Origin of the sequence: Phenylobacterium sp. (assembly GCF_041916435.1) — a bacterium.
Lineage (GTDB): Bacteria > Pseudomonadota > Alphaproteobacteria > Caulobacterales > Caulobacteraceae > Phenylobacterium.
The window spans coordinates 1-19,525 of sequence record NZ_JAYRZM010000009.1; the positions used below are offsets into that span (position 1 = coordinate 1).

Annotated in this window: 22 protein-coding genes; 6 read left to right on the top strand and 16 right to left on the bottom strand. The window is 67.6% G+C overall.

Annotated features, from left to right (window positions below; genetic code table 11):
- Positions 1 to 26: 26 nt before the first annotated feature.
- Positions 27 to 1,583 carry an AMP-binding protein gene (locus ACE3TA_RS21440; protein WP_374576375.1) on the top strand — a complete coding sequence of 519 codons (1,557 nt, stop codon included), beginning with the start codon at positions 27 to 29 and terminating at the stop codon, positions 1,581 to 1,583.
- 21 nt (positions 1,584 to 1,604) lie between these two features.
- Here ACE3TA_RS21440 and lpdA read toward each other — a convergent pair whose 3' ends face one another.
- The 7 genes from lpdA to eno all read right to left on the bottom strand — a co-directional run bounded on the left by lpdA (position 1,605) and on the right by eno (position 8,895).
- Entirely contained in the window at positions 1,605 to 3,005 is a 1,401-nt protein-coding gene (gene lpdA / locus ACE3TA_RS21445; protein ID WP_374576376.1) for a dihydrolipoyl dehydrogenase, read from the bottom strand.
- A gap of 10 nt (positions 3,006 to 3,015) precedes the next feature.
- A complete protein-coding gene (locus ACE3TA_RS21450) occupies positions 3,016 to 4,290 on the bottom strand; it encodes a pyruvate dehydrogenase complex dihydrolipoamide acetyltransferase (RefSeq protein ID WP_374576377.1) in 1,275 nt (424 codons plus the stop codon).
- Between the two features lie 44 nt (positions 4,291 to 4,334).
- Entirely contained in the window at positions 4,335 to 4,736 is a 402-nt protein-coding gene (locus ACE3TA_RS21455; protein ID WP_374576378.1) for a GFA family protein, read from the bottom strand.
- Positions 4,733 to 6,106: a pyruvate dehydrogenase complex E1 component subunit beta gene (locus ACE3TA_RS21460; RefSeq protein ID WP_374576379.1), complete on the bottom strand. Its 1,374-nt coding sequence runs from the start codon at positions 6,104 to 6,106 to the stop codon at positions 4,733 to 4,735. The genes ACE3TA_RS21455 and ACE3TA_RS21460 overlap by 4 nt, the downstream gene beginning before the upstream one ends.
- The gene (gene pdhA, locus ACE3TA_RS21465; protein ID WP_374346689.1) at positions 6,103 to 7,149 is read right to left on the bottom strand and encodes a pyruvate dehydrogenase (acetyl-transferring) E1 component subunit alpha; all 1,047 of its coding nucleotides are present in this window, start codon (positions 7,147 to 7,149) and stop codon (positions 6,103 to 6,105) included. Before pdhA ends, ACE3TA_RS21460 begins: the two co-directional genes overlap by 4 nt.
- Before the next feature lie 96 nt (positions 7,150 to 7,245).
- Positions 7,246 to 7,542, bottom strand: coding sequence for a septum formation initiator family protein (locus ACE3TA_RS21470; RefSeq protein ID WP_374346690.1), 297 nt, complete (start codon positions 7,540 to 7,542; stop codon positions 7,246 to 7,248).
- Between the two features lie 72 nt (positions 7,543 to 7,614).
- The gene (gene eno / locus ACE3TA_RS21475; protein ID WP_374346691.1) at positions 7,615 to 8,895 is read right to left on the bottom strand and encodes a phosphopyruvate hydratase; all 1,281 of its coding nucleotides are present in this window, start codon (positions 8,893 to 8,895) and stop codon (positions 7,615 to 7,617) included.
- 140 nt (positions 8,896 to 9,035) lie between these two features.
- On the opposite strand from eno, the gene ACE3TA_RS21480 reads away from it, so the two are divergent.
- Positions 9,036 to 9,806, top strand: coding sequence for an enoyl-CoA hydratase (locus ACE3TA_RS21480; protein ID WP_374576380.1), 771 nt, complete (start codon positions 9,036 to 9,038; stop codon positions 9,804 to 9,806).
- A gap of 96 nt (positions 9,807 to 9,902) precedes the next feature.
- Here the strand turns inward: ACE3TA_RS21480 and rpmF are convergent, their stop codons facing one another.
- Complete coding sequence (gene rpmF / locus ACE3TA_RS21485) at positions 9,903 to 10,085, bottom strand: 50S ribosomal protein L32 (protein ID WP_254833223.1); 183 nt, start codon at positions 10,083 to 10,085, stop codon at positions 9,903 to 9,905.
- A gap of 235 nt (positions 10,086 to 10,320) precedes the next feature.
- Complete coding sequence (locus ACE3TA_RS21490; protein WP_374576381.1) at positions 10,321 to 10,869, bottom strand: TetR family transcriptional regulator; 549 nt, start codon at positions 10,867 to 10,869, stop codon at positions 10,321 to 10,323.
- 88 nt (positions 10,870 to 10,957) lie between these two features.
- On the opposite strand from ACE3TA_RS21490, the gene ACE3TA_RS21495 reads away from it, so the two are divergent.
- Positions 10,958 to 11,380, top strand: a complete 423-nt coding sequence (locus ACE3TA_RS21495) for a hypothetical protein (protein WP_374576382.1) — start codon at positions 10,958 to 10,960, stop codon at positions 11,378 to 11,380.
- A gap of 12 nt (positions 11,381 to 11,392) precedes the next feature.
- Complete coding sequence (locus ACE3TA_RS21500) at positions 11,393 to 11,776, top strand: limonene-1,2-epoxide hydrolase family protein (protein WP_374576383.1); 384 nt, start codon at positions 11,393 to 11,395, stop codon at positions 11,774 to 11,776.
- A 62-nt stretch (positions 11,777 to 11,838) separates the two neighbouring features.
- Here ACE3TA_RS21500 and ACE3TA_RS21505 read toward each other — a convergent pair whose 3' ends face one another.
- Both ACE3TA_RS21505 and ACE3TA_RS21510 read right to left on the bottom strand, forming a co-directional pair.
- Positions 11,839 to 12,093 (bottom strand): alkylphosphonate utilization protein, encoded by a 255-nt coding sequence (locus ACE3TA_RS21505; protein ID WP_374576408.1) that lies wholly within the window; start codon positions 12,091 to 12,093, stop codon positions 11,839 to 11,841.
- Between the two features lie 122 nt (positions 12,094 to 12,215).
- Positions 12,216 to 12,533 (bottom strand): MmcQ/YjbR family DNA-binding protein, encoded by a 318-nt coding sequence (locus tag ACE3TA_RS21510; protein ID WP_374576409.1) that lies wholly within the window; start codon positions 12,531 to 12,533, stop codon positions 12,216 to 12,218.
- An 86-nt stretch (positions 12,534 to 12,619) separates the two neighbouring features.
- On the opposite strand from ACE3TA_RS21510, the gene ACE3TA_RS21515 reads away from it, so the two are divergent.
- Positions 12,620 to 13,450, top strand: coding sequence for an SDR family NAD(P)-dependent oxidoreductase (locus tag ACE3TA_RS21515; protein WP_374576384.1), 831 nt, complete (start codon positions 12,620 to 12,622; stop codon positions 13,448 to 13,450).
- A gap of 90 nt (positions 13,451 to 13,540) precedes the next feature.
- On the opposite strand, the gene ACE3TA_RS21520 is transcribed toward ACE3TA_RS21515, so the two are convergent.
- A complete protein-coding gene (locus tag ACE3TA_RS21520) occupies positions 13,541 to 14,164 on the bottom strand; it encodes a glutathione S-transferase family protein (RefSeq protein ID WP_374576385.1) in 624 nt (207 codons plus the stop codon).
- 9 nt (positions 14,165 to 14,173) lie between these two features.
- Complete coding sequence (gene mnmH / locus ACE3TA_RS21525) at positions 14,174 to 15,229, bottom strand: tRNA 2-selenouridine(34) synthase MnmH (protein ID WP_374576386.1); 1,056 nt, start codon at positions 15,227 to 15,229, stop codon at positions 14,174 to 14,176.
- 69 nt (positions 15,230 to 15,298) lie between these two features.
- Here mnmH and selD point away from each other — a divergent pair, with 69 nt between their 5' ends.
- Entirely contained in the window at positions 15,299 to 16,348 is a 1,050-nt protein-coding gene (selD, locus tag ACE3TA_RS21530; RefSeq protein ID WP_374576387.1) for a selenide, water dikinase SelD, read from the top strand.
- Position 16,349: 1 nt separating this feature from the next.
- Here the strand turns inward: selD and ACE3TA_RS21535 are convergent, their stop codons facing one another.
- The 3 genes from ACE3TA_RS21535 to secG all read right to left on the bottom strand — a co-directional run bounded on the left by ACE3TA_RS21535 (position 16,350) and on the right by secG (position 19,464).
- Positions 16,350 to 17,021, bottom strand: coding sequence for a DsbA family protein (locus tag ACE3TA_RS21535; protein WP_374576388.1), 672 nt, complete (start codon positions 17,019 to 17,021; stop codon positions 16,350 to 16,352).
- A 242-nt stretch (positions 17,022 to 17,263) separates the two neighbouring features.
- A complete protein-coding gene (locus tag ACE3TA_RS21540; RefSeq protein ID WP_374576389.1) occupies positions 17,264 to 18,901 on the bottom strand; it encodes a CTP synthase in 1,638 nt (545 codons plus the stop codon).
- 131 nt (positions 18,902 to 19,032) lie between these two features.
- Positions 19,033 to 19,464, bottom strand: coding sequence for a preprotein translocase subunit SecG (secG, locus tag ACE3TA_RS21545; RefSeq protein ID WP_374576390.1), 432 nt, complete (start codon positions 19,462 to 19,464; stop codon positions 19,033 to 19,035).
- Positions 19,465 to 19,525 lie beyond the last annotated feature (61 nt).

Below are 19,525 nucleotides of genomic sequence, written 5' to 3' on the forward strand. Positions count from 1 at the left end.
CGAAACAGTCGGGGAGGTTTTCGCCCTTGTCGCGTCAATATGATCCGCGTGAAAACGAGAAGACGGTCTTTCAGGCCCTGCTCGACGCCCGCGCCAAGTACGGCGCCAAGAAGCCGATCCTCGAAGACCAGGACCGCAATCCCTTAAGCTACACCGATCTGGTCCGGGCCGCGTTCGCACTCGGCCGCAAGATCGCGGCCTTCACCAAGCGGGGCGAACGGGTGGGCGTCATGCTGCCGGCCAGCGCCGGCGCGGTGGTGACCTTCTTCGCCCTGCACGCCTTCGGCCGTGTGCCGACCATGCTGAACTTCACGGCGGGCATCCGGAACCTGAAGGGCGCCTGCGAACTGGCCGGGGTGAAGCACGTGCTCACCGCCAACAAGTTCATCGAGCAGGGCCAGCTGCACGACCTGGTCGACGCTCTCGAGAGCATCTCCAAGGTCGTCTATCTTGAGGACGTCCGCGAGAAGGTCGGCTTGTCCGACAAGGTGTTCGCCGCCGCCGCCGCCGCCATGCCCGGACCGTTCGTCACGGCGACCAAGCCCAGCGATCCCGGGGTGATTCTCTTTACCTCCGGCAGCTTCGGCGTGCCCAAGGGAGTGGTGCTGACCCAGGAGAACCTGGTCGCCAACGTCAACCAGATCGCGGCCCACATCGACCTCGATCCCGACTGGGTGATGTTCAACCCACTGCCGACCTTCCACTGCTTCGGCCTGACCGGCGGCGTGCTGCTGCCGATCCTGACTGGCATGAAGGCCTTCGAGTATCCCTCGCCGCTGCACGTGAAGATGATCCCGCCGCTGCTGAAGGACTCGAAAGCGTCCATCCTGCTGGCCACCGACACCTTCGTGAACCAGTACGCCCGGGTGGCCGAGAAGGACGAGATGTCCGGCCTGAAGTTCATCGTCTGCGGCGCTGAAAAGGTTCGGGAAGAGACCCACACCCTGATCAACGACAAGTTCGGCGGCGTGCCGGTCCTGGAAGGCTATGGCGCGACCGAAGCCGCCCCCGTGATCGCGGTCAACAAGCCCACCGACAACCGTCGCGGCACCGTCGGCGGCCTGCTGCCCGGCATGGAGACCCGCCTGGATTCGGTGGAAGGCATTCCCGACGGCGGCCGGCTCTATGTGCGCGGGCCGAACGTCATGGCTGGCTACCTCAATCCGGATGGCTCGGTGGAGGCCCCGACCGACGGCTGGCACGACACCGGCGACGTCGTCGACGTCACCAAGGATCACTGGATCAAGATCCTCGGCCGGGTGAAGCGCTTCGCCAAGGTGGGCGGCGAGATGGTGTCGCTCACCGCCGCCGAAGACCTGGCCTCGGCCGTCTGGCCCGACAACCGCCATGCGGTGATCGCCATGCCGGATCCGAAGAAGGGTGAGCGCCTGATCCTGGTCACCGACCGTATCGACGCTGACGCCAGCCCGCTGGTCGCCTACGCCCAGTCGATCGGCGCGCCGGAACTGGCCGTGCCGCGCAAGATCATCAAGGTGGCCGAGATCCCGGTGCTGGGCACTGGCAAGACCGACTATGTCGCCATCCAACGCACGGTCGAGGCCGACAGCCGCCGCGCCGCCTAGTTCGGCGGGCGGCGTACGCCGTCAGACGTGAAGTACGAGGCCGAACGCGTCCAGCGAAGCCTCGTGCATGGCCTCACTCATGGTCGGGTGCGGGAAGACCGTGGCGTGCAGCTCGGCTTCGGTGGCCTCCAGGGTGATGGCCACGGTGAACCCCTGGATCATCTCCGTGACCTCGGCGCCGACCATGTGCGCCCCGATCAGGGCGCCGGTCTTGGCGTCGAACACCGTCTTGACGAAGCCCTCGGTCTCGCCCGCCGCAATGGCCTTGCCGTTCACCCGGAACGGGAAGCGGCCGACCTTGACGGCGATACCCTTCTCCTTGGCGGCGGCCTCGGTCAGGCCCACCGACGCGATCTGCGGCGTCGAATAGGTGCAGCCCGGGATCGGAGAATTCAGGTTGGACGACGGGACGCCGGCGATGTGCTCGATGCAGTGCACGCCCTCGTGGCTCGCCTTGTGCGCCAGCCAGGGCGCGCCGGCCACGTCACCGATGGCGTAGAGGCCGGGCACGCCGGTCGCGCCATGGCCGTCGGTCACCACGTGGGTGCGGTCAATCTTCACGCCCAGGGCTTCGAGCCCCAGGTTCTCGACATTGCCCACGATCCCGACCGCCACGATCGCCACCTCGGCGTCCAGGCTCTCGGCCTTGCCCGCGACCTCGATCTCGACGGAGACGCCGGCCTTCAGCTTGGACAGCTTCTTGACGCTGGCGCCCGCGCGGAACTTCAGGCCGCGCTTCTCATAGGCCTTCTGGGCGGCCTTGGAGACCTCTTCGTCCTCCACCGGCAAGATGCGCGGCAGGGCCTCGATCACCGTCACGTCGGCGCCGAGCGCCCGGTAGAAGCTGGCGAACTCGATGCCGATGGCGCCAGAGCCGATGACGATCAGCGACTTGGGGCAGGCCTTGGGGGTCAGGGCCTCGCGGTATGTCCAGACCCGCTCGCCGTCCGGCTCCAGGCCGATGGCGGGGATGGTGCGGGCGCGGGCGCCCGTCGCCAGGATCACGTGCTTGGCCTGCACCGTGCGCGAGCCGCCGGCTTTCAGGGCCATCACGACCTTGGGCGCCGGCGAGCCCTTCTCCAGCTTCGCCGTCCCTTCGATGACCTCGATCTTGTGCTTCTTCATCAGGAAGCCGACGCCAGAATTCAGCTGGGCCGCGACCTTGCGCGACCGCTGCACCACGCCGGCGAAGTCGAAGCTCGCCTTCTCGACCTTCAGGCCATAGTCGCCCAAGTGGCCGAGTTGTTCGTAGACCTCGCCGGACTTGAGCAGGGCCTTGGTCGGGATGCAGCCCCAGTTCAGGCAGATCCCGCCGAGGTTCTCGCGCTCAACGATGGCGACCTTCATGCCGAGTTGGCTGGCGCGGATGGCGGTCACATAGCCGCCAGGGCCCGAGCCGATGATGATGACGTCGAAATCCATCTTCGGCTCCTCAGGCGATCATCGTGATGGGGTCTTCGATCAGCGTCTTGAACGCCTGCAGCCAGCGGGCCCCGACCGCGCCGTCCACAACACGGTGATCGCAGGTCAGGGTGACGGTCATCACCGTGGCCACGGCCAGCTGGCCGCCTCTGACCACGGGCCGTTGCTCGCCCGCGCCCACCGACAGGATGCAGCCCTGCGGCTCGTTGATGATCGAGGCGAAGGCCTTGATGCCGAACATGCCGAGGTTCGAGATCGAGAACGTCCCGCCCTGGAACTCGTCGGGCTTCAGCTTGCGGCTGCGGGCCCGTTCGGCCAGGTCCTTGGCCTCCAGCGCGATCTGGGCCAGGCCCTTGGTCTCCGCCGAGCGGATAATCGGGGTGATCAGCCCGCCCTCGATGGCCACCGCCATGGCGATGTCCGCATGGTGGTGCATGGCGATGCCTTCCGGCGAATAGGACGCGTTGGCCTCCGGCACCTGCTTGAGCGCGATGGCCGCAGCCTTAATCACCAGGTCGTTGACGCTGACCTTCACGCCCCGCTTCTCCAGCATGGCGTTGATCTTGGCCCGGCCGGCCAGCAGGGCGTCGATTTCCAGGTCGATGGTCAGGGGGAAGTGCGGCACGTCGCGGAAGCTGTCGCTCATCCGCCGGGCGACGGTCTTCTTCATACCGTCCAGCGGGATCAGGTCGTAGGTCCCGTCCGGAATGCCCATCTGGGCCAGGGACTGGACCGGACGGCTGACCGGTGCGGGCGCCGCGCCCTTGGCGGCCGGGGCCGCCGCAGGGCGTGCTGCGCCCGGCTGGGCGGCGTCCACGTCACGCTTGATGATCCGCCCATGCGGCCCCGAGCCCTGAATGGTCGACAGGTCGAGGTTCTTCTGCACCGCGATCCGTCGCGCCAGGGGCGAGGCGAACACACGGTCGCCGGACTTCGCCACCGGGGCGGCAGGCGCCACGACGGGCGCTGGCGCCTCGACCTTGGCCGGCGCAGGCTGCTCGGCCTTGGCCGGGGTGGCGGCGGGCCCAGGCGCAGCAGCCTCCCCCTCCCCGCTCAGCCGCGCGATCGGGGTGTTGACCTTCACGCCCTCCGTGCCTTCCGGCACCAGGACCAGTTCGACCACGCCCTCGTCGACGGCCTCCACCTCCATGGTGGCCTTGTCCGTCTCGATCTCGGCGATCACGTCGCCCGAGCGAACCTTGTCGCCAGGCTTCACATGCCACTTCGCAAGCGTGCCCTCCTCCATGGTGGGCGACAGGGCGGGCATCAGAATATCAATGGGCATCTCGGCGCCTCACGCGCGGGGGATGATTTGGGCTGGCAGCCGGCTCACGACGGCTCCAGGGACAGGTGGGCGAGCTGGTCGGCGTTGGCTTCCCAGTTCTGGCCGTCGAAGGCGGTCAGATCGAGCTTCACCGCCTCGTCCAGGCAACGGGCGTTGACCGACCAGCCATCCGGGTTCGACCGGGGCCGGTAGAAGCCCTTGATCCCGCACTCGGCGCAGAACAGGTGCTTCGCCACCCGGGTGTTGAAGGTGTACTCAACCAGCCGCTCCGCGCCCTTGGTCAGGCGGAAGCGGCTCTCCGGCACGATCAGGTGGATGAAGCCGGTCTTGGCGCACATGGAGCAGTTGCAGGTCTGCGCAGGCGCGACCTCCGGCAGGGCCACCTCGAACCGGACACCGCCGCAATGGCAGCCCCCGGCGTGCCAGGTGAAGCCGTCCTCGCTCACTTGTAGGCCACGGCCTTGGCCGCCTTCACGATCTTGTCGACTGACGGCAGGGAGAGGGCTTCGAGGTTCGCGGCGTAGGGCAGCGGCACATCCTCCTGGCAGACCCGCGCGGGCGGGGCGTCCAGATAGTCGAAGGCGTGCTCAAGAACCCGCGCGATGACTTCGGCGCCGACGCCCATCGGACCCCAGCCCTCCTCGACCGTCACCAGCCGGTTGGTCTTCTTCACGCTCTCGACGATGGTCTCGTGGTCGAGCGGGCGCAGGGTGCGCAGGTCGATGACCTCGGCCTCGATGCCTGCGCCAGCCAGCTCCTCAGCCGCCTGCAGGGCCAGGCCCACCATGCGCGAGTGGGCGGTGATGGTGACGTCGGTCCCTTCGCGACGGACGCGGGCCTTGCCGATCGGCACGACCCAGTCGACCCCTTCCGGAATCTCGAACTCCTGGCCGTACATCATCTCGTGCTCGAGGAAGACGACGGGGTTCGGATCACGGATCGCAGCCTTCAGCAGGCCCTTGGCGTCGGCGGCGTCATAGGGCGCCACGACCTTCAGGCCGGGAACCTGAGCGTACCAGGCCGAATAGTCCTGGCTGTGCTGCGCCCCGACCCGCGCCGCGGCGCCGTTCGGGCCACGGAACACGATGGACGCCTTGATCTGACCGCCGGACATGTAGAGCGTCTTAGCGGCCGAGTTGATGATGTGGTCGATGGCCTGCATCGCGAAGTTCCAGGTCATGAACTCCACGATGGGCTTCAGGCCGGCCATGGCCGCGCCGACGCCCAGGCCCGCGAACCCGTGCTCGGTGATCGGGGTGTCGATCACCCGGCGGTCGCCAAACTCCTGCAGCAGGTCGCGGCTGACCTTGTAGGCGCCCTGGTACTGGGCGACTTCCTCGCCCATCAGGAACACCGCGTCGTCGCGACGCATCTCCTCGGCCATGGCGTCGCGCAGGGCGTCGCGGATGGTGATCTTGACCATCTTGGCGTCGGCCGGAAGTTCCGGATCGCGCAGCTCAGTCTTGGCCGGGACCGGCGTCGCCGCCTCGCCTTCGGGCTGCGGCTGGGCGGCTTCGGGCGGCTGCTTCTCAGGCTCGCCGGAAGAGGTGGGCGGAGGCGGCGGCGAGGCCGTAGCGCTGCCGCCGGACAGGCGGGCGATGGGCGTATTGACCTTCACCTCCTCGGTCCCTTCCGGAACCAGGATTTCCTCGATCACGCCCTCATCGACGGCTTCGACCTCCATGGTCGCCTTGTCGGTCTCGATCTCGGCGATCACGTCGCCGCTGCGCACAGTGTCGCCCTTCTTCACGTGCCATTTGGCCAGGGTGCCCTCTTCCATGGTGGGCGACAGGGCGGGCATCAGGACGTCGGTCACTGGGCGGCCTCCAGATAGACGTCGGTGTAGAGTTCGGACGGTTCGGGCTCCGGGGAGGTGCGGGCGAACTCGGCGGCGTCGGCGACAATGCGCTTCACCTCGGCGTCGATGGCCTTCAGCGCGGCCTCGTCGGCCCAACCGTTCTTCTCCAGCAGCTCCTGCAGGTGGTCGATGGGGTCACGGGTCTTGCGGACCTCGTCGACCTCCTCCCGCGTCCGGTACTTCGCCGGGTCGCTCATGGAGTGGCCACGATAGCGGTAGGTCTTCATTTCCAGGATGTAGGGGCCCTGGCCGGAGCGCGCATGCTCGGCGGCGCGGGCCGCAGCGTCGCGGACGGCCAGCACGTCCATGCCGTCAACCTCTTCGCCGGGGATCCTGAAGGACTGGCCGCGCTTGTAGAGGTGGGTCTCCGACGAGGCGCGCTCGATGGAGGTGCCCATGGCGTACTGGTTGTTCTCGATCACATAGACGATCGGCAGCGACCAGAGCTCGGCCATGTTGAAGCTCTCATAGACCTGGCCCTGGTTGGCCGCGCCGTCGCCGAAATAGGCGAAGGCGACCTTGCCGTTAGCCCGGTACTTGTTGGCCAGCGCCAGGCCGGTGCCGAGGCTGACCTGGGCGCCCACGATCCCGTGGCCGCCGTAGAAGTCCGCCGCCGTCGAGAACATGTGCATCGACCCGCCCTTGCCCTTGGACGAACCGCCGGCCCGGCCGGTCAGCTCGGCCATGACTTCCTTGGGGTCCATGCCGCAGGCCAGCATGTGGCCGTGGTCGCGATAGCCGGTGATCACCTGGTCGCCCGGCGTCTTGATGGCCTGGACGCCGACGGCGATGGCCTCTTGGCCGATATAGAGGTGGCAGAAGCCGCCAATCAGGCCCATGCCGTACAGCTGGCCGGAGCGCTCCTCGAAGCGGCGGATCATCAGCATGTCGCGATAGAAGGAAAGCAGGGTGTCCTTGTCCATGCCGCCTTCTACCCCACCATTGACACCGGTGTCATTCTTCTTCCGCTTCACAGCCGAGCCGGATTGCCCACGCGCCATGCGTTTCTCCGTGGAATGCGCCACCGCGGTCTCGTCTCCGCGTCAAAACCAAGGTTCTCCCCAAGGAGGTGTCCGTAGGGGAATACGAATCCAATCCTAGGGCTTCGTCCGGATCACATAATCCCTGGGATCGGCGAAACCTAGCAGGGAACGCGCTCGCTCCTCCAGAAGGTCCGCTGAAAGGCTGGAATCGCGCAACAGCCGCGCGCGAGCCTCAAGGTCTTGTCTCTGGACACGCAGCTTGTCGAGTTCCTGCATCTTCGCCGCCAAGGTGGCGTCGCGCTGGTTCGAGGACAAGAGGCCGCGCTCGCCGGTCAGGGCGTGGAAAGAGAAATAGAAGATCAGGAACGCCAGGGCCGCGGTCGGCAGGTAGGGGCGAATTCGGGCGAGCACGGCGCTGGAATCACTTTGGATTTCGAGAGCGCCAGTCTCGCCCGATATGCTTAACTTTGGTTTACAGCCGCCCTAGAGGCGCTTCAGGGCCTTGCGGCCGAGATAGATGGCCTGGTCGCCCAGCTCTTCCTCGATGCGCAGCAGCTGGTTGTACTTGGCGGTCCGGTCCGAACGGGCCAGCGAGCCGGTCTTGATCTGACCGCAGTTGGTGGCGACGGCCAGGTCGGCGATGGTGGAGTCCTCGGTCTCGCCCGAGCGGTGGCTCATCACGGCGGTGTAGCCGGCGCGATGGGCCATATCGACCGCATCCATGGTCTCGGACAGGGTGCCGATCTGGTTGACCTTCACCAGGATTGAGTTGGCCAGGCCCTTGTCGATGCCGACGGACAGGCGCGCCGGGTTGGTGACGAACAGGTCGTCGCCGACCAGCTGGACCTTGCCGCCCAGCTTATCGGTCAGGATCTTCCAGCCTTCGAAGTCGTCCTCGGCGCAGCCGTCCTCGATGGTGACGATGGGGAACTTGGCGACCAAGCCAGCCAGATAGTCGACCATGGCGCCGGGCTCGAGGGTCTTGCCCTCCCCGTCCATGACGTACTTGCCGCCCTTGAAGAACTCGGTGGAGGCCACGTCCAGGCCGAGCTGGAAGTCGTCGCCGGCCTTGTAGCCCGCCGCTTCACCGGCCTTCACGATGAAAGCCAGGGCGTCTTCGGCCGTGGCGATGTTGGGGGCGAAGCCGCCTTCGTCGCCAACATTGGTGTTGTGGCCGGCGGCCTTCAGGGCGGCCTTCAGGCCGTGGAAGATCTCGGCGCCCATGCGCAGGCCTTCAGCGAAGGTGGCCGCGCCGGTCGGCAGGATCATGAATTCCTGGATGTCGATCGGATTGTCGGCGTGGGCGCCGCCATTGATGATGTTCATCATCGGCACCGGCAGCACGCGGGCGCCGACGCCGCCGACGTACTTGTAGAGCGGCAGGTTGGCGCTGCCCGCCGCGGCCTTGGCCACCGCCAGGCTGACGCCCAGGATCGCATTAGCGCCCAGCCGCGACTTGTTCGGCGTGCCGTCCAGCTCGATCAGCACCTGGTCGATCCGGCGCTGGTCCTCGGCCTCAAATCCCGACAGGGCGTCATAGATCTCGCCGTTGACGGCTTCGACCGCCTGCAGCACGCCCTTGCCAAGGTAACGGGACTTGTCGCCGTCGCGCTTTTCCACCGCCTCGTGGGCGCCGGTCGAAGCACCCGACGGCACCGCCGCGCGGCCCATGGAGCCGTCTTCCAGAACCACGTCCACCTCGACCGTCGGGTTGCCCCGGCTGTCCAGGATCTCACGGGCGGTGATGTCGACGATCTCGGTCACGGTGGCCTCCGGCGGCTCATCAATTTTCGGTGCGCAGCCCATACAAAGCTTCGAGCCCCCAAGCAATCGCAACCGCCTGTCCCGCCTTGACTTCCGTCACGGCTCGGGGCGCTGGATCGCCGCACATCAGGGAGGAAATCATGCTGCTCGTGGACATCAAGGACGGGGTCGCCCTCGTCACCCTCAACCGGCCTGAGGCCATGAACGCCCTCTCGCGGGCCCTGCGCGCCGAGCTGCCCAAGGCCCTGGCCGCCCTGGACGCCAACCCCGAGGTCAAGGTGATCGTGCTCACCGGCGCCGGCGACCGCGCCTTCACCGCTGGCCTCGACCTGAAGGAACTGGGCAGCGATCCGGAGGGCCTGAAGGCCGCGAACTCCACGGAGCCCTCGGACAGCCCGGCCTGGGCCGTGATCGCCTGCAAGAAGCCGGTGATCGGGGCGATCAACGGTGTGGCCATCACCGGCGGCTTCGAGCTGGCGCTGGCCTGCGACGTGCTGATCTGCTCGACCCGCGCCCGGTTCGCCGACACCCACGCCCGCGTGGGCATCACGCCGGGCTGGGGCCTATCCCAGAAGCTGTCGCGGACCATCGGCCCCTATCGCGCCAAGGAGCTGTCCCTGAGCGGCAACTTCCTGGACGCCCAGACCGCCTATGACTGGGGTCTGGCCAACCGCGTGGTCGAACCCGACCAGCTGCTGCCCACCGCCCTGAAGCTGGCCGCCGACATGGCCCAGGTCGAGACCGACATGCTCATCACCTACAAGGCCATGATCGACGACGGCTACGAGACCACCCTGCGCGAGGGCCTTGAGCTGGAGCAGAGCGTCAGCCGCGCCCACAACGCCCATGTCACGCCCGAGGGCGTCGAGGCCCGCCGCCAGGGCGTGCTGGCCCGGGGCCGCAGCCAGTAGGGCTACAAACGCAAAGCCACCCGCCCCGGAGGTCCGGAGCGGGTGGCTTCAAAGCTCATACTCACCCGGCCGCGCGCAGCGGCCAGAGAAAGACGACTAGTCTTCCTTCGGGGTGATGACCTGGCGGCCCTTATACATGCCGGTCTTCAGGTCGATGTGGTGCGGGCGCTTCAGCTCGCCGGTTTCCTTGTCCTCGACAAAGGAATTGGCGCCGAGGGCGTGGTGCGAACGACGCATGTTGCGACGCGACGGGGAAACTTTGCGCTTAGGAACGGCCACGGGAGAATCTCTCAGGCGTGTAAATGGGAGCGGCGGCCGCACGGGGCCGCCGACGTGAGCGGGGGTGTATGCATGAAAGCCCACGCGGTTTCAAGGGTCACAATAGGCGGAATTCCCAACCGGTTCAGCATCAACATGGACGAATGGGGTTTGGGCCCTGGCGCAACCGCCTGAAAATCGGCGTCAGTGTCCACCAGTCCGCGCGCATCGAGACTGTCGGCCAATCTGATTCGGCCTAGGCGAGCTTCGCGCCTGCCGCGGTGGCCGCGTCGCAGGCCTCGCCCAGCCCCACGGCGTCCAGCAGCATCATGCCGTCGATCGCCGCCAGCAGCAGGGCGGCCAGCTCCCGTCCGTCCTGGCCAGGCGGCGGCTCGAGGTGGCCTTCCACCCACGCCAGAAAGCCCACGGCCACGGCGCCGCTGACCGCCAGATGCGGCTGGACTCCCCGCGTGGCGCCGGCCGCCAGCTCGACCCACAGGCTCATGAAGGGCGCAAGATCCGGGCCTCTCAGACCCTGTCGCAGGGCGACCAGCAGCTGACCGAAGGGCAGGCGCACGCCCGGCGCCAGGGCCGCGTCCATCCGGGCCATCATGCGGTCTGCGATGTGGGTCAGGACCGCCGTCAGCAGCCCATCCTTGGTCTCGAAATAGTAGACGAGCATCCGGTCGCTGGTGCCAGCCGAGGCGGCCAGGGCCTTCAGGCTGGAGCCGGCCAGGCCATTGGCCAGCACATGGTCTGCCAGCACGTCGAGGGTCGCCAGGCGGCGGTCGTCACGCGGGGTCATCAGATACTTGTAGCGCGCGCTACACTCCGGGCATATGTAGTGAACACTACAAGATTCGAGCCGGCCGGCTCGCTGGAGGACCGATAGCATGCTTTCAAGCTTCTGGAGCCGCTGGCTCCTCGTCGTGACCCTCGCGATCACCGCCCTGGGCGGGGTGCTCGCCTGCGCCGCCGTTCCGGGGCTCGAAGGCCCGACCCTGGCCCTCCTGGCTCTCATGCACGGCCAGACGCAGCTGGACGAGACCTTGCGCTTCGCCATTGGCCTGATGGGCGCCGTGACCTTCGGCTGGGGCCTCACCCTGATGACGATTGTCCGCGCCGCCGTCGCTCACCCCGACCTCGGCCCGGCCTTGTGGCGTCCTGTCACGGCCAGCCTTGCCCTGTGGTGGCTGGTGGACAGCGCGATCTCGGTCTCCACCGGCTTCGCCCTCAACGCCGCCAGCAACACCCTGCTGCTGGCCTCCTGGATCCTGCCCCTGCAGGCCAGCGGCCTGCTGCGCCGCCCCGCCTGAAAGGACGCCGACATGACTGAAGTCACTGGCCCGATGGCCACCATCGCAGCCTTCCTCAAAGCCGCCGGCGAGAAGGACTGGGACACCGCCCTGCCCTTCATCAGCGACGACTGCGAGTACGTGAACATGCCCATGAGCCGGGTGAAGGGGCCCGCCGGCGTGCGCGCCGTGCTCGAGCCCTTCTTCGCCCCCACCATCGAGAACGACCTGAAGGTGCTGCAGGCCATCATCCAGGACGACTGGGTGTTCACCGAGCGGCTGGACCGTCACCGCCTGCCGGACAAGTGGGTCGAGCTGCCGGTCGCGGGCGTCTTTCAGGTGCGTGACGGCAAGATCACCGCCTGGCGCGAGTACTTCGATCTGGCGACCATCATGAAGGACTGGCCGGCCGCCTAGGCGCTTTTTTATGGAGCGCGTGATGGCCGCCGAAACCGGCAACCACTTCCGGCTATCACGCGCTAGTTCTTCTTCACGAACTCGGCGCGCAGCACGAGGCCCTTGATGCCCTCGTAGCGGCAGTCGATTTCCTGGGGATCGCCAGTCAGCCGGATGGAACGGATCACCGTGCCGCGCTTCAGGGTCTGGCCGGCGCCCTTGACCTTCAGGTCCTTGACCAGGACCACGCTGTCGCCGTCGGCCAGCAGGTTGCCGACGGAGTCGCGGACCTCGACCTCGGTCGGGCCGGCGCGCGCGGCGAGCTCGCTGGCCGCCACCCATTCACCGGTCGCCTCGTCATAGACGAACTCGTCTTCGCCGCTCATGCGCCACACCCCTGTTGTCCCGGCGCAGGGCTAGCCCCTCGCCGGCCGGATAGCCACCCTTCCCTGCGAAATTGTCAGGGTCGAGGTATGCGCTTCGGCGCAACGCCGTCCCAAGCCAGACGGGGCAGGGTCTTCACCCGCGCCTCGTCAGCCGCCGGCAGATGCACGCGGGTCCAACCTTTGCGGCCCCAGTATCCCGGGATCGCCTCGATCACGCCGTCCTCCAGCAGGTTATGCTGGTCTTCCGCCGCCAATCTGACGACCGCGGCCTCCTCGCTGAGCGTGCAGAAAATCTTCTTGCCGACCAAGAAGGCCGGCTTGCCGTGGTCATCCCCCTCCTGGGTTTCGGGCAGGAGCAGGGCCAGGTGGCGGAGGTTGTCTGGGGTCACCATGCTCAAGGTCTAGCAGATGGCGCGCGGCTTGGCCTCCCAAGCGGCGCCCGTGGCATGATGCCATCCAGATTCCCAGGAGCACCGCCATGACCGTCCACCCCGCCCTCTCATCCGGAAATGTCGCGGTGATCACCGGCGGCGCCAGCGGCATTGGTCTGGCCGCCGCCAAGCGCTTCGCCGCCCTGGGCCTCAGGGTCTGCATCGCCGACGCCAATCCGGACGCTCTGGACAAGGCCGGCGCCGAACTTGGCGATGCAGGCCTGGCGGTGCGGGTCGATGTCTCGGACCGCGGCTCGGTGGAGGCCCTGGCGGACCGCGTGGCCGCCGAACTCGGCGCGGTCTCGGTGCTGATGAATAACGCCGGTGTCGGCGGCGGGGGCGACGCCCTGTCCAACCCCGACGGCTGGTTGCGGGTGCTGGGCGTGAACCTGATGGGGATCGTGAATGGAACCCAGGTGTTCGGCCCGGCCATGGCCGAGGGCGGCGCGCCCGGCCTGATCATCAACACCGGCTCCAAGCAAGGGGTCACCTGCCCGCCCGGCGACACCGCCTACAATGTCTCCAAGGCCGGGGTGAAGGCCCTGACCGAGGGCCTAGCCCACACCCTGCGCAACCGCCCCGGCTGTCAGGTCAGCGCCCACCTGCTCATCCCCGGCTTCACCTATACCGGCATGATCGCAGCCCGCGTTCCGCAACAGCCGCCGGGCGCCTGTACGCCGGACCAGGTGGTGGACCGCCTGCTGGAGGGGATCGCCCGGGGCGAGTTCTACATCTGGTGCGAGGACAACGAGACCCCGCGGGCGCTGGACGAGAAGCGGGTGCTCTGGAACGCCCACGACATCGTCGAGAACCGTCCGGCCCTCTCCCGCTGGCATCCTGACTGGAAGGACCGGTTCGAGGCCTTCGTGAAGGGGTAGTCCCCTCACCCTAGCCCTCTCCCCCAAGGGGGGCGAGGGAACGCGCCCTCCCTCTCCCCGCTCGGGCGGGAAGAGGGTCGGGGTGAGGGGCTAGGCCATGTCTGGCGGGGAAACAGTGTCAAACGCTGGCCTGTGCCGCAGTCGCTCCATGTAGGCCGTAAGGTTCGGCGCCGGCGGATGACTGATCGGCGTCGAACGCCAACGATGGACGCTGAGACCGAGAACAATGTCGGCCAGGGTGAAGCTGTCACCCGCCGCAAAGGGCCGCCCAGACAGTTCGCGCTCCAGCACCAACATCAGCCTGTTCCAGCGCTCGGCGCTGGCGGCGATGGCGTCCTCGCGTCCCACATAGGTCTCCGGGCGGCGCACCAGGCCCAGGAAGGCGTCGCTCCACACCGGGTTCAGGGTGGCGGACTGCCATTCCATCCACTGGTCGATCTTGGCGCGGGCCGCGGGATCGAAGGGCCAGATCGCGCCCTCGCCATAGCGGCCCGCCAGGTAGCGGCAGACGGCGTTGGATTCGAACAGCACCACGTCGCCGTCGCTCAGCACCGGCATCTGGGCGCTGGGGTTCAGGGCCAGGAATTCCGGTTCAGACAGGTCTCGCGTGGTCCCCCAACGCTCGTCCAACTCATAGGCCAGACCAAGCTCGGCGGCCGTCCACAGCACCTTGCGCACATTGATCGAGGTCTGGCGGCCGAGAACTGTGAGCATGTGACGTCTCTAGACGCCCGCAAGGCGTCGGATTTCCACGACCGCCGCATCCTGACTGGCGGAACTTAGGTCGGGCAAGGTCAGCGCGCCCAGGCGCGGCCGCTCGTCCTTGCGCGACGACCGGTCATAGGCCGGGTCGTAGTGCAGTTCCATCAGGGCGACGGCCAGGTCCTCAAAAGCCCCCTCCGCCGCCAGCGCCCGCCAGTCGTCCAGGCGCTTGCGTCCGGGATAGGTCGGCAGGCGCGCAAAGGCGGCCTCCATCTCGGCGGGGTTCTCGACCACATCGCGATAGTCTCTGACCAGATAGCTCGCGCGGGCCTCACGGCTGGCGGAGATCTCGATCCGGGGCGCAGCCTGCATGGCGCGCCACAGAAGCGGCGGCGTCATCCGGTCGCCGATCTTGCTGGATTCCGCCTCGACCACGATGGGCCGGGTGGGGTCCAGCCGGTCCAGGGCCTGGAGCAGGCGGCTTTCGAACAGCTTCTGGCTGGGCTGGGCCTGACCGGCGATGGCGCCGAACAGCGAGCCGCGATGCGCCGCCAGACCCTCCAGGTCCAGGGTCTGGACACCTGCAGCGGCCAAGCGGTGAAGGATCTCGGTCTTGGCGACCCCGGTGTGTCCATCCAGCAGGATCAGGTTCAGGTCCTGGCTCTCGTCATAGAGCCGCGCCGTCACCCGGCGGCGATAGGTCTTGTAGCCGCCGGTCAACAGGGTCACGGGCCAGCCGACCTGGGACAGGATCGTGGCCATGGCGTTCGACCGCTGCCCGCCGCGCCAGCAATAGATCAGGGGCCGAAAGCTGGCCGGCCGGTCGGTCAGGGCCGTCTCAAGATGACGGGCGATATTGCGGGCCACATGGGCGGCGCCGATCCGGCGGGCGAGAAAACGGGATTGTTGGACGTATATGGTTCCCACTTCGGCGCGCTCGGCATTGTCCAGCACCGGCAGGTTCTCGGCCCCCGGGATGTGATCCTCGTCGAACTCGCCGGGACTCCGCACGTCCAGGATGGCGTCGTATTTCGACAGGGACTGGGCGTCGACCGCCTCTGTGTGCTGGATGGCCATGGCCAAGTTCTAGTGCGCGCGCCCCGCCTCGCCTATGACCGATCTCAGGACCTTGTCCAGGAGCGCGCCATGACCGACACCCCTCGCCTGACCTCGCTTGCCCACGGGGGCGGCTGCGGCTGCAAGATCGCGCCGGCGGTGCTGCAGGAGATCCTGGCCAAGACCCCGGCGGCGGCGGCTTTTCCCGACCTGCTGGTGGGGACCGAGACCAGCGACGACGCCGCGGTCTGGCGGCTGAATGACACCCAGGCCCTGGTGGCGACCACGGACTTCTTCATGCCGGTGGTCGACGACCCCTTCGATTTCGGCCGGATCGCCGCGACCAACGCCCTGTCCGACATCTACGCCATGGGGGGGAAGCCGATCCTGGCGCTGGCCATCGTCGGCATGCCGATCGGCAAGCTGTCGCCAGAGACCATCGGGGCCATCCTGTCGGGGGGGGCCTCGGTCTGCGCCGCGGCGGGCATCCCCGTCGCCGGGGGCCACTCCATTGATAGCGTCGAGCCGATCTATGGCCTGGTGGCCCTGGGTCTCGTCCATCCCGACCGCGTGCTGACCAACGCCGGGGCCAAGGACGGCGACATCCTGATCCTGACCAAGGGCCTGGGCGTCGGCGTCCTGTCCGCGGCCTTCAAGCAGGAGAAGATCGCGCCGGAGGGCTATGAGGCCCTGATCGCCTCGACCACCCAGCTCAACACCCTGGGCCAGAAGCTGGCCGAGCATCCCGGCGTCCACGCCATGACCGACGTGACCGGCTTCGGCCTGCTGGGCCATGCCCGGGAAATGGCCAGGGGTTCTGGCCTGACCGTCGAGATCTCGGCCACCGCGCCCGTGCTGTTGCCAACCGTCCAGGCCCTGGCCGACGCGGGCGTTCGGACCGGCGCCTCGGTGCGCAACTGGGCGAGCTATGGCGATGAGGTGATTGGCGTTGAGCCGTTCGGAGAGCCCGTTCGAGACATCCTGTGCGACCCCCAGACCAGCGGCGGCCTGCTGATCGCTGTGGCGCCAGACGCCGCCGACGAAATCCTGGCCCTGGCGCAGGCCGACGGCTTTCCGCTGGCGCGCAAGGTGGGGCGAATGTCCAAGGCCGACGAGCGGCCCGTGCGGGTGGTCGGCTAGTTCAGCACCAGCTGGCCTGGTCGGGCTTCGGCTCGCGCAGCAGTTCCTGGATGTTGGCTTCTATGATGCGGAATCCGACATTGCCGTAGAGCTTCTGGCGGCCGTCATTGAGCACGAAGGTGGGGCTGCCCTGGACGCGCATGGCCTCCGCATCTTGCAGGTCCGAGGCCAGGGCGGCGAAGGCGCGGCCGTCGTCGACCAGCGCCTGCAGGCGGGCGGGGTCAGCGCCGGCGGCCTGAAGCACGGCGAGTTGCACCTCGCGCGCGGAGATGTCGCGAGCGTCGCGGAAGAAGGCGGCGCGCATGGCCCGGATGGCGGCGTCCGCGGTTCCGGAGGCGCAACCGCCCGCCGCCTCGTCCAGCTGGGTAGCCTTCAGCCAAAGGTGCGCGCCCCAGGACGAGGCCGGCCGCACGCTGCGCCAGAGGTCGGGATGGATCACCGTCTCGGGGAATTGCTCGCCCGTGTGCCGCAGATGGGCGTTGAAGCCGTCATAGCCGCCGCGGTCGGCCCAGGTGGTGGGGATCTTGCGGGCCGTATCGCCGAACACCGTACAGAACCGGTGCTGGATCGAGACCTGGTCCCCGAACGCCCGCTTCACCTCATCCAGGCGCAGCTCGGCCACATAGGCCCAGACGCAGAGGACGTCAGAGAAGGCGACAATGGGGATGGACATGGCGGGGCTCCGGTGGCTGTAGCCAATCTAACCCTGGCCTGCCCTCCCGGAAATGATTCAGCCCAATGCCGCTCCTCCGCTGGGGTAGCTGTCGCGGAGCGACTGAGCAGGCCGGACCGAAGGGACGGTAGCTGAGTCAGCAACCACTTGCTCGCGCAAGCGGCCCCCTCTGGCCCAAAGCCTGCCTTCGGGCAGACCTTCGGTTGGTCCCGGAGGGGCCGCCTCCCCCAATGGGGGAGGACCTAAACCAACCGGCTGCGTTCCTTGGCGGCGCCGATGAAACTGGCGAACAGCGGGTGCGGGTCGAAGGGGCGGCTCTTCAGCTCGGGGTGATACTGGACGCCCACGAACCAGGGGTGGTCGCTGCGCTCGCAGATCTCCGGCAGGACGCCGTCCGGCGACAGGCCGGAGAAGTTCAGGCCGGTCCCCTCGATCGCCTCGCGGTAGCCGATATTGACCTCGTAGCGGTGACGATGGCGCTCCTGGATGGTGCTGGAGCCATAGATCTCGGCGACCTTGGAACCCGGCGTCAAGATCGCCTCATAGGCGCCCAGGCGCATGGAGCCGCCCAGGTCGTCGCCTTCCTTGCGGACCTGGCGCTCATTGCCTTGCACCCACTCGGTCATCAGGCCGACCACCGGCTCGTCGGTGGGGCCGAACTCGGTGGACGAGGCCTTGGACAGGCCGGCCAGGTTCCGGGCCGCCTCGATCATCGCCATCTGCATACCGAAGCAGATGCCAAAATAGGGGATCTCGTGCTCGCGCGCGAACTGGACGGCGCGGATCATGCCGGCCGAGCCGCGCTCACCGAAGGCGCCGGGGACCAGCACGCCGTGCACCTCGGTCAGGCGCTCGGCGATCAGGCTTTCCTCGCGCTCGAAGGCCTCGCCCTCGATCCAGTCCAGCTTGACCTTGACGTTGTTGGCGACGCCGCCGTGGATCAGGGCCTCGACCAGCGACTTATAGGCGTCGGTCAGGCCGGTGTACTTGCCGACGATGGCGATGTTCACCGCCCCGTCCGGATTGGCCAGGCGGTTGGAGATGCCTTCCCAGCGCGACAGGTTCGGAGCCGGGGCGTCGGTGATCCCGAACACGTCCAGAACTTCGCGGTCCAGGCCCTGGGCGTGATAGTCCAGGGGCACGGCGTAGATGTTGGCGCTGTCCATCGCCTGGATCACGGCGCTTTCGCGGACATTGCAGAACTGGCCGATCTTGCGGCGCTCGCCGGCCGGGATCTCCTGCTCGCAGCGGCAGAGCAGGATGTCCGGCTGGATGCCGATGGAGCGCAGCTCCTTGACCGAGTGCTGGGTCGGCTTGGTCTTCATTTCCCCGGCCGTCTTGATGTACGGCAACAGGGTCAGATGGATGTAGCAGGCGTGGCCGCGGGGCAGTTCCTGGCCCAGCTGGCGGATCGCCTCGAAGAACGGCAGGCCCTCGATGTCGCCCACGGTGCCGCCCACCTCGACCAGCACGAAGTCGACGCCCTCGCCCGGATCGGACAGGACGAACTCCTTGATCTCGCCGGTGACGTGCGGAATCACCTGGACGGTCGCGCCCAGATAGTCGCCGCGGCGCTCCTTCTCGATGATCTTCTTATAGATCTGGCCGGTGGTGATGTTGTCGGCCCGGGTGGCGTTCACGCCGGTGAAGCGCTCGTAGTGGCCGAGGTCCAGGTCGGTCTCGGCGCCGTCGTCGGTGACGAAGACTTCCCCATGTTGATAGGGGCTCATCGTACCGGGGTCGACGTTCAGATAGGGGTCGAGCTTACGGAGGCGGACCTTGTAGCCACGCGCCTGAAGGAGCGCGCCAAGGGCGGCGGACGCGAGACCTTTTCCCAGGGAGGAGACCACGCCGCCGGTGATGAAAATGTACCGGGCCATGGGCGTTCAGAGTAGCTGTGATTCGGCGCCGGCGCCCTGTGGCGAATGGCGCGAAACTGTGGACGACACGCACAAACGGGTCGGGAGCCGCCGAAGCGGCTTTTGGAACGCCTGGATTGTCATGACCTGGATTAGGGCTTGGGCGCGGCCGGCTGGGCGGGTTGCTCCGCCGGCTCGGTGAAGGGATTGCGCACGGTGGGGGTCGGGGCCTGGATCGGCGCGGGCGCGCCGTCCGAGGTGGTCGGCGCCGACTGTGCGGGAGCCGACGGCGGCGGGGCCAGCTTGCTGGCGTCCAGATTGTCGATCTTGATGCGGTCGACCACCGAGCCCGAGCCGCTCTGGCGGCCGGTCAGCAGGGTCAAGGTCAGGCTGAGGACGAAGAACAGGGTCCCCAGGATCCAGGTCGTGCGGGTGAGCAGGTCCCCTGCCCCGCGCGCCGTCATCATCCCGTTGGGCCCGCCGCCCATGCCGAGCGCGCCGCCCTCGGAGCGCTGCAGCAGCACGACGCCGATGAGGCAGACGCAGACGATGATGTGGATGGCGAGCAGGATGCCGAGCAGCATATCTTGATCCGATAAGTCCGGGCGGACGGGCCGCGCCGAAATGAAGCGCGCGCTCTACCAT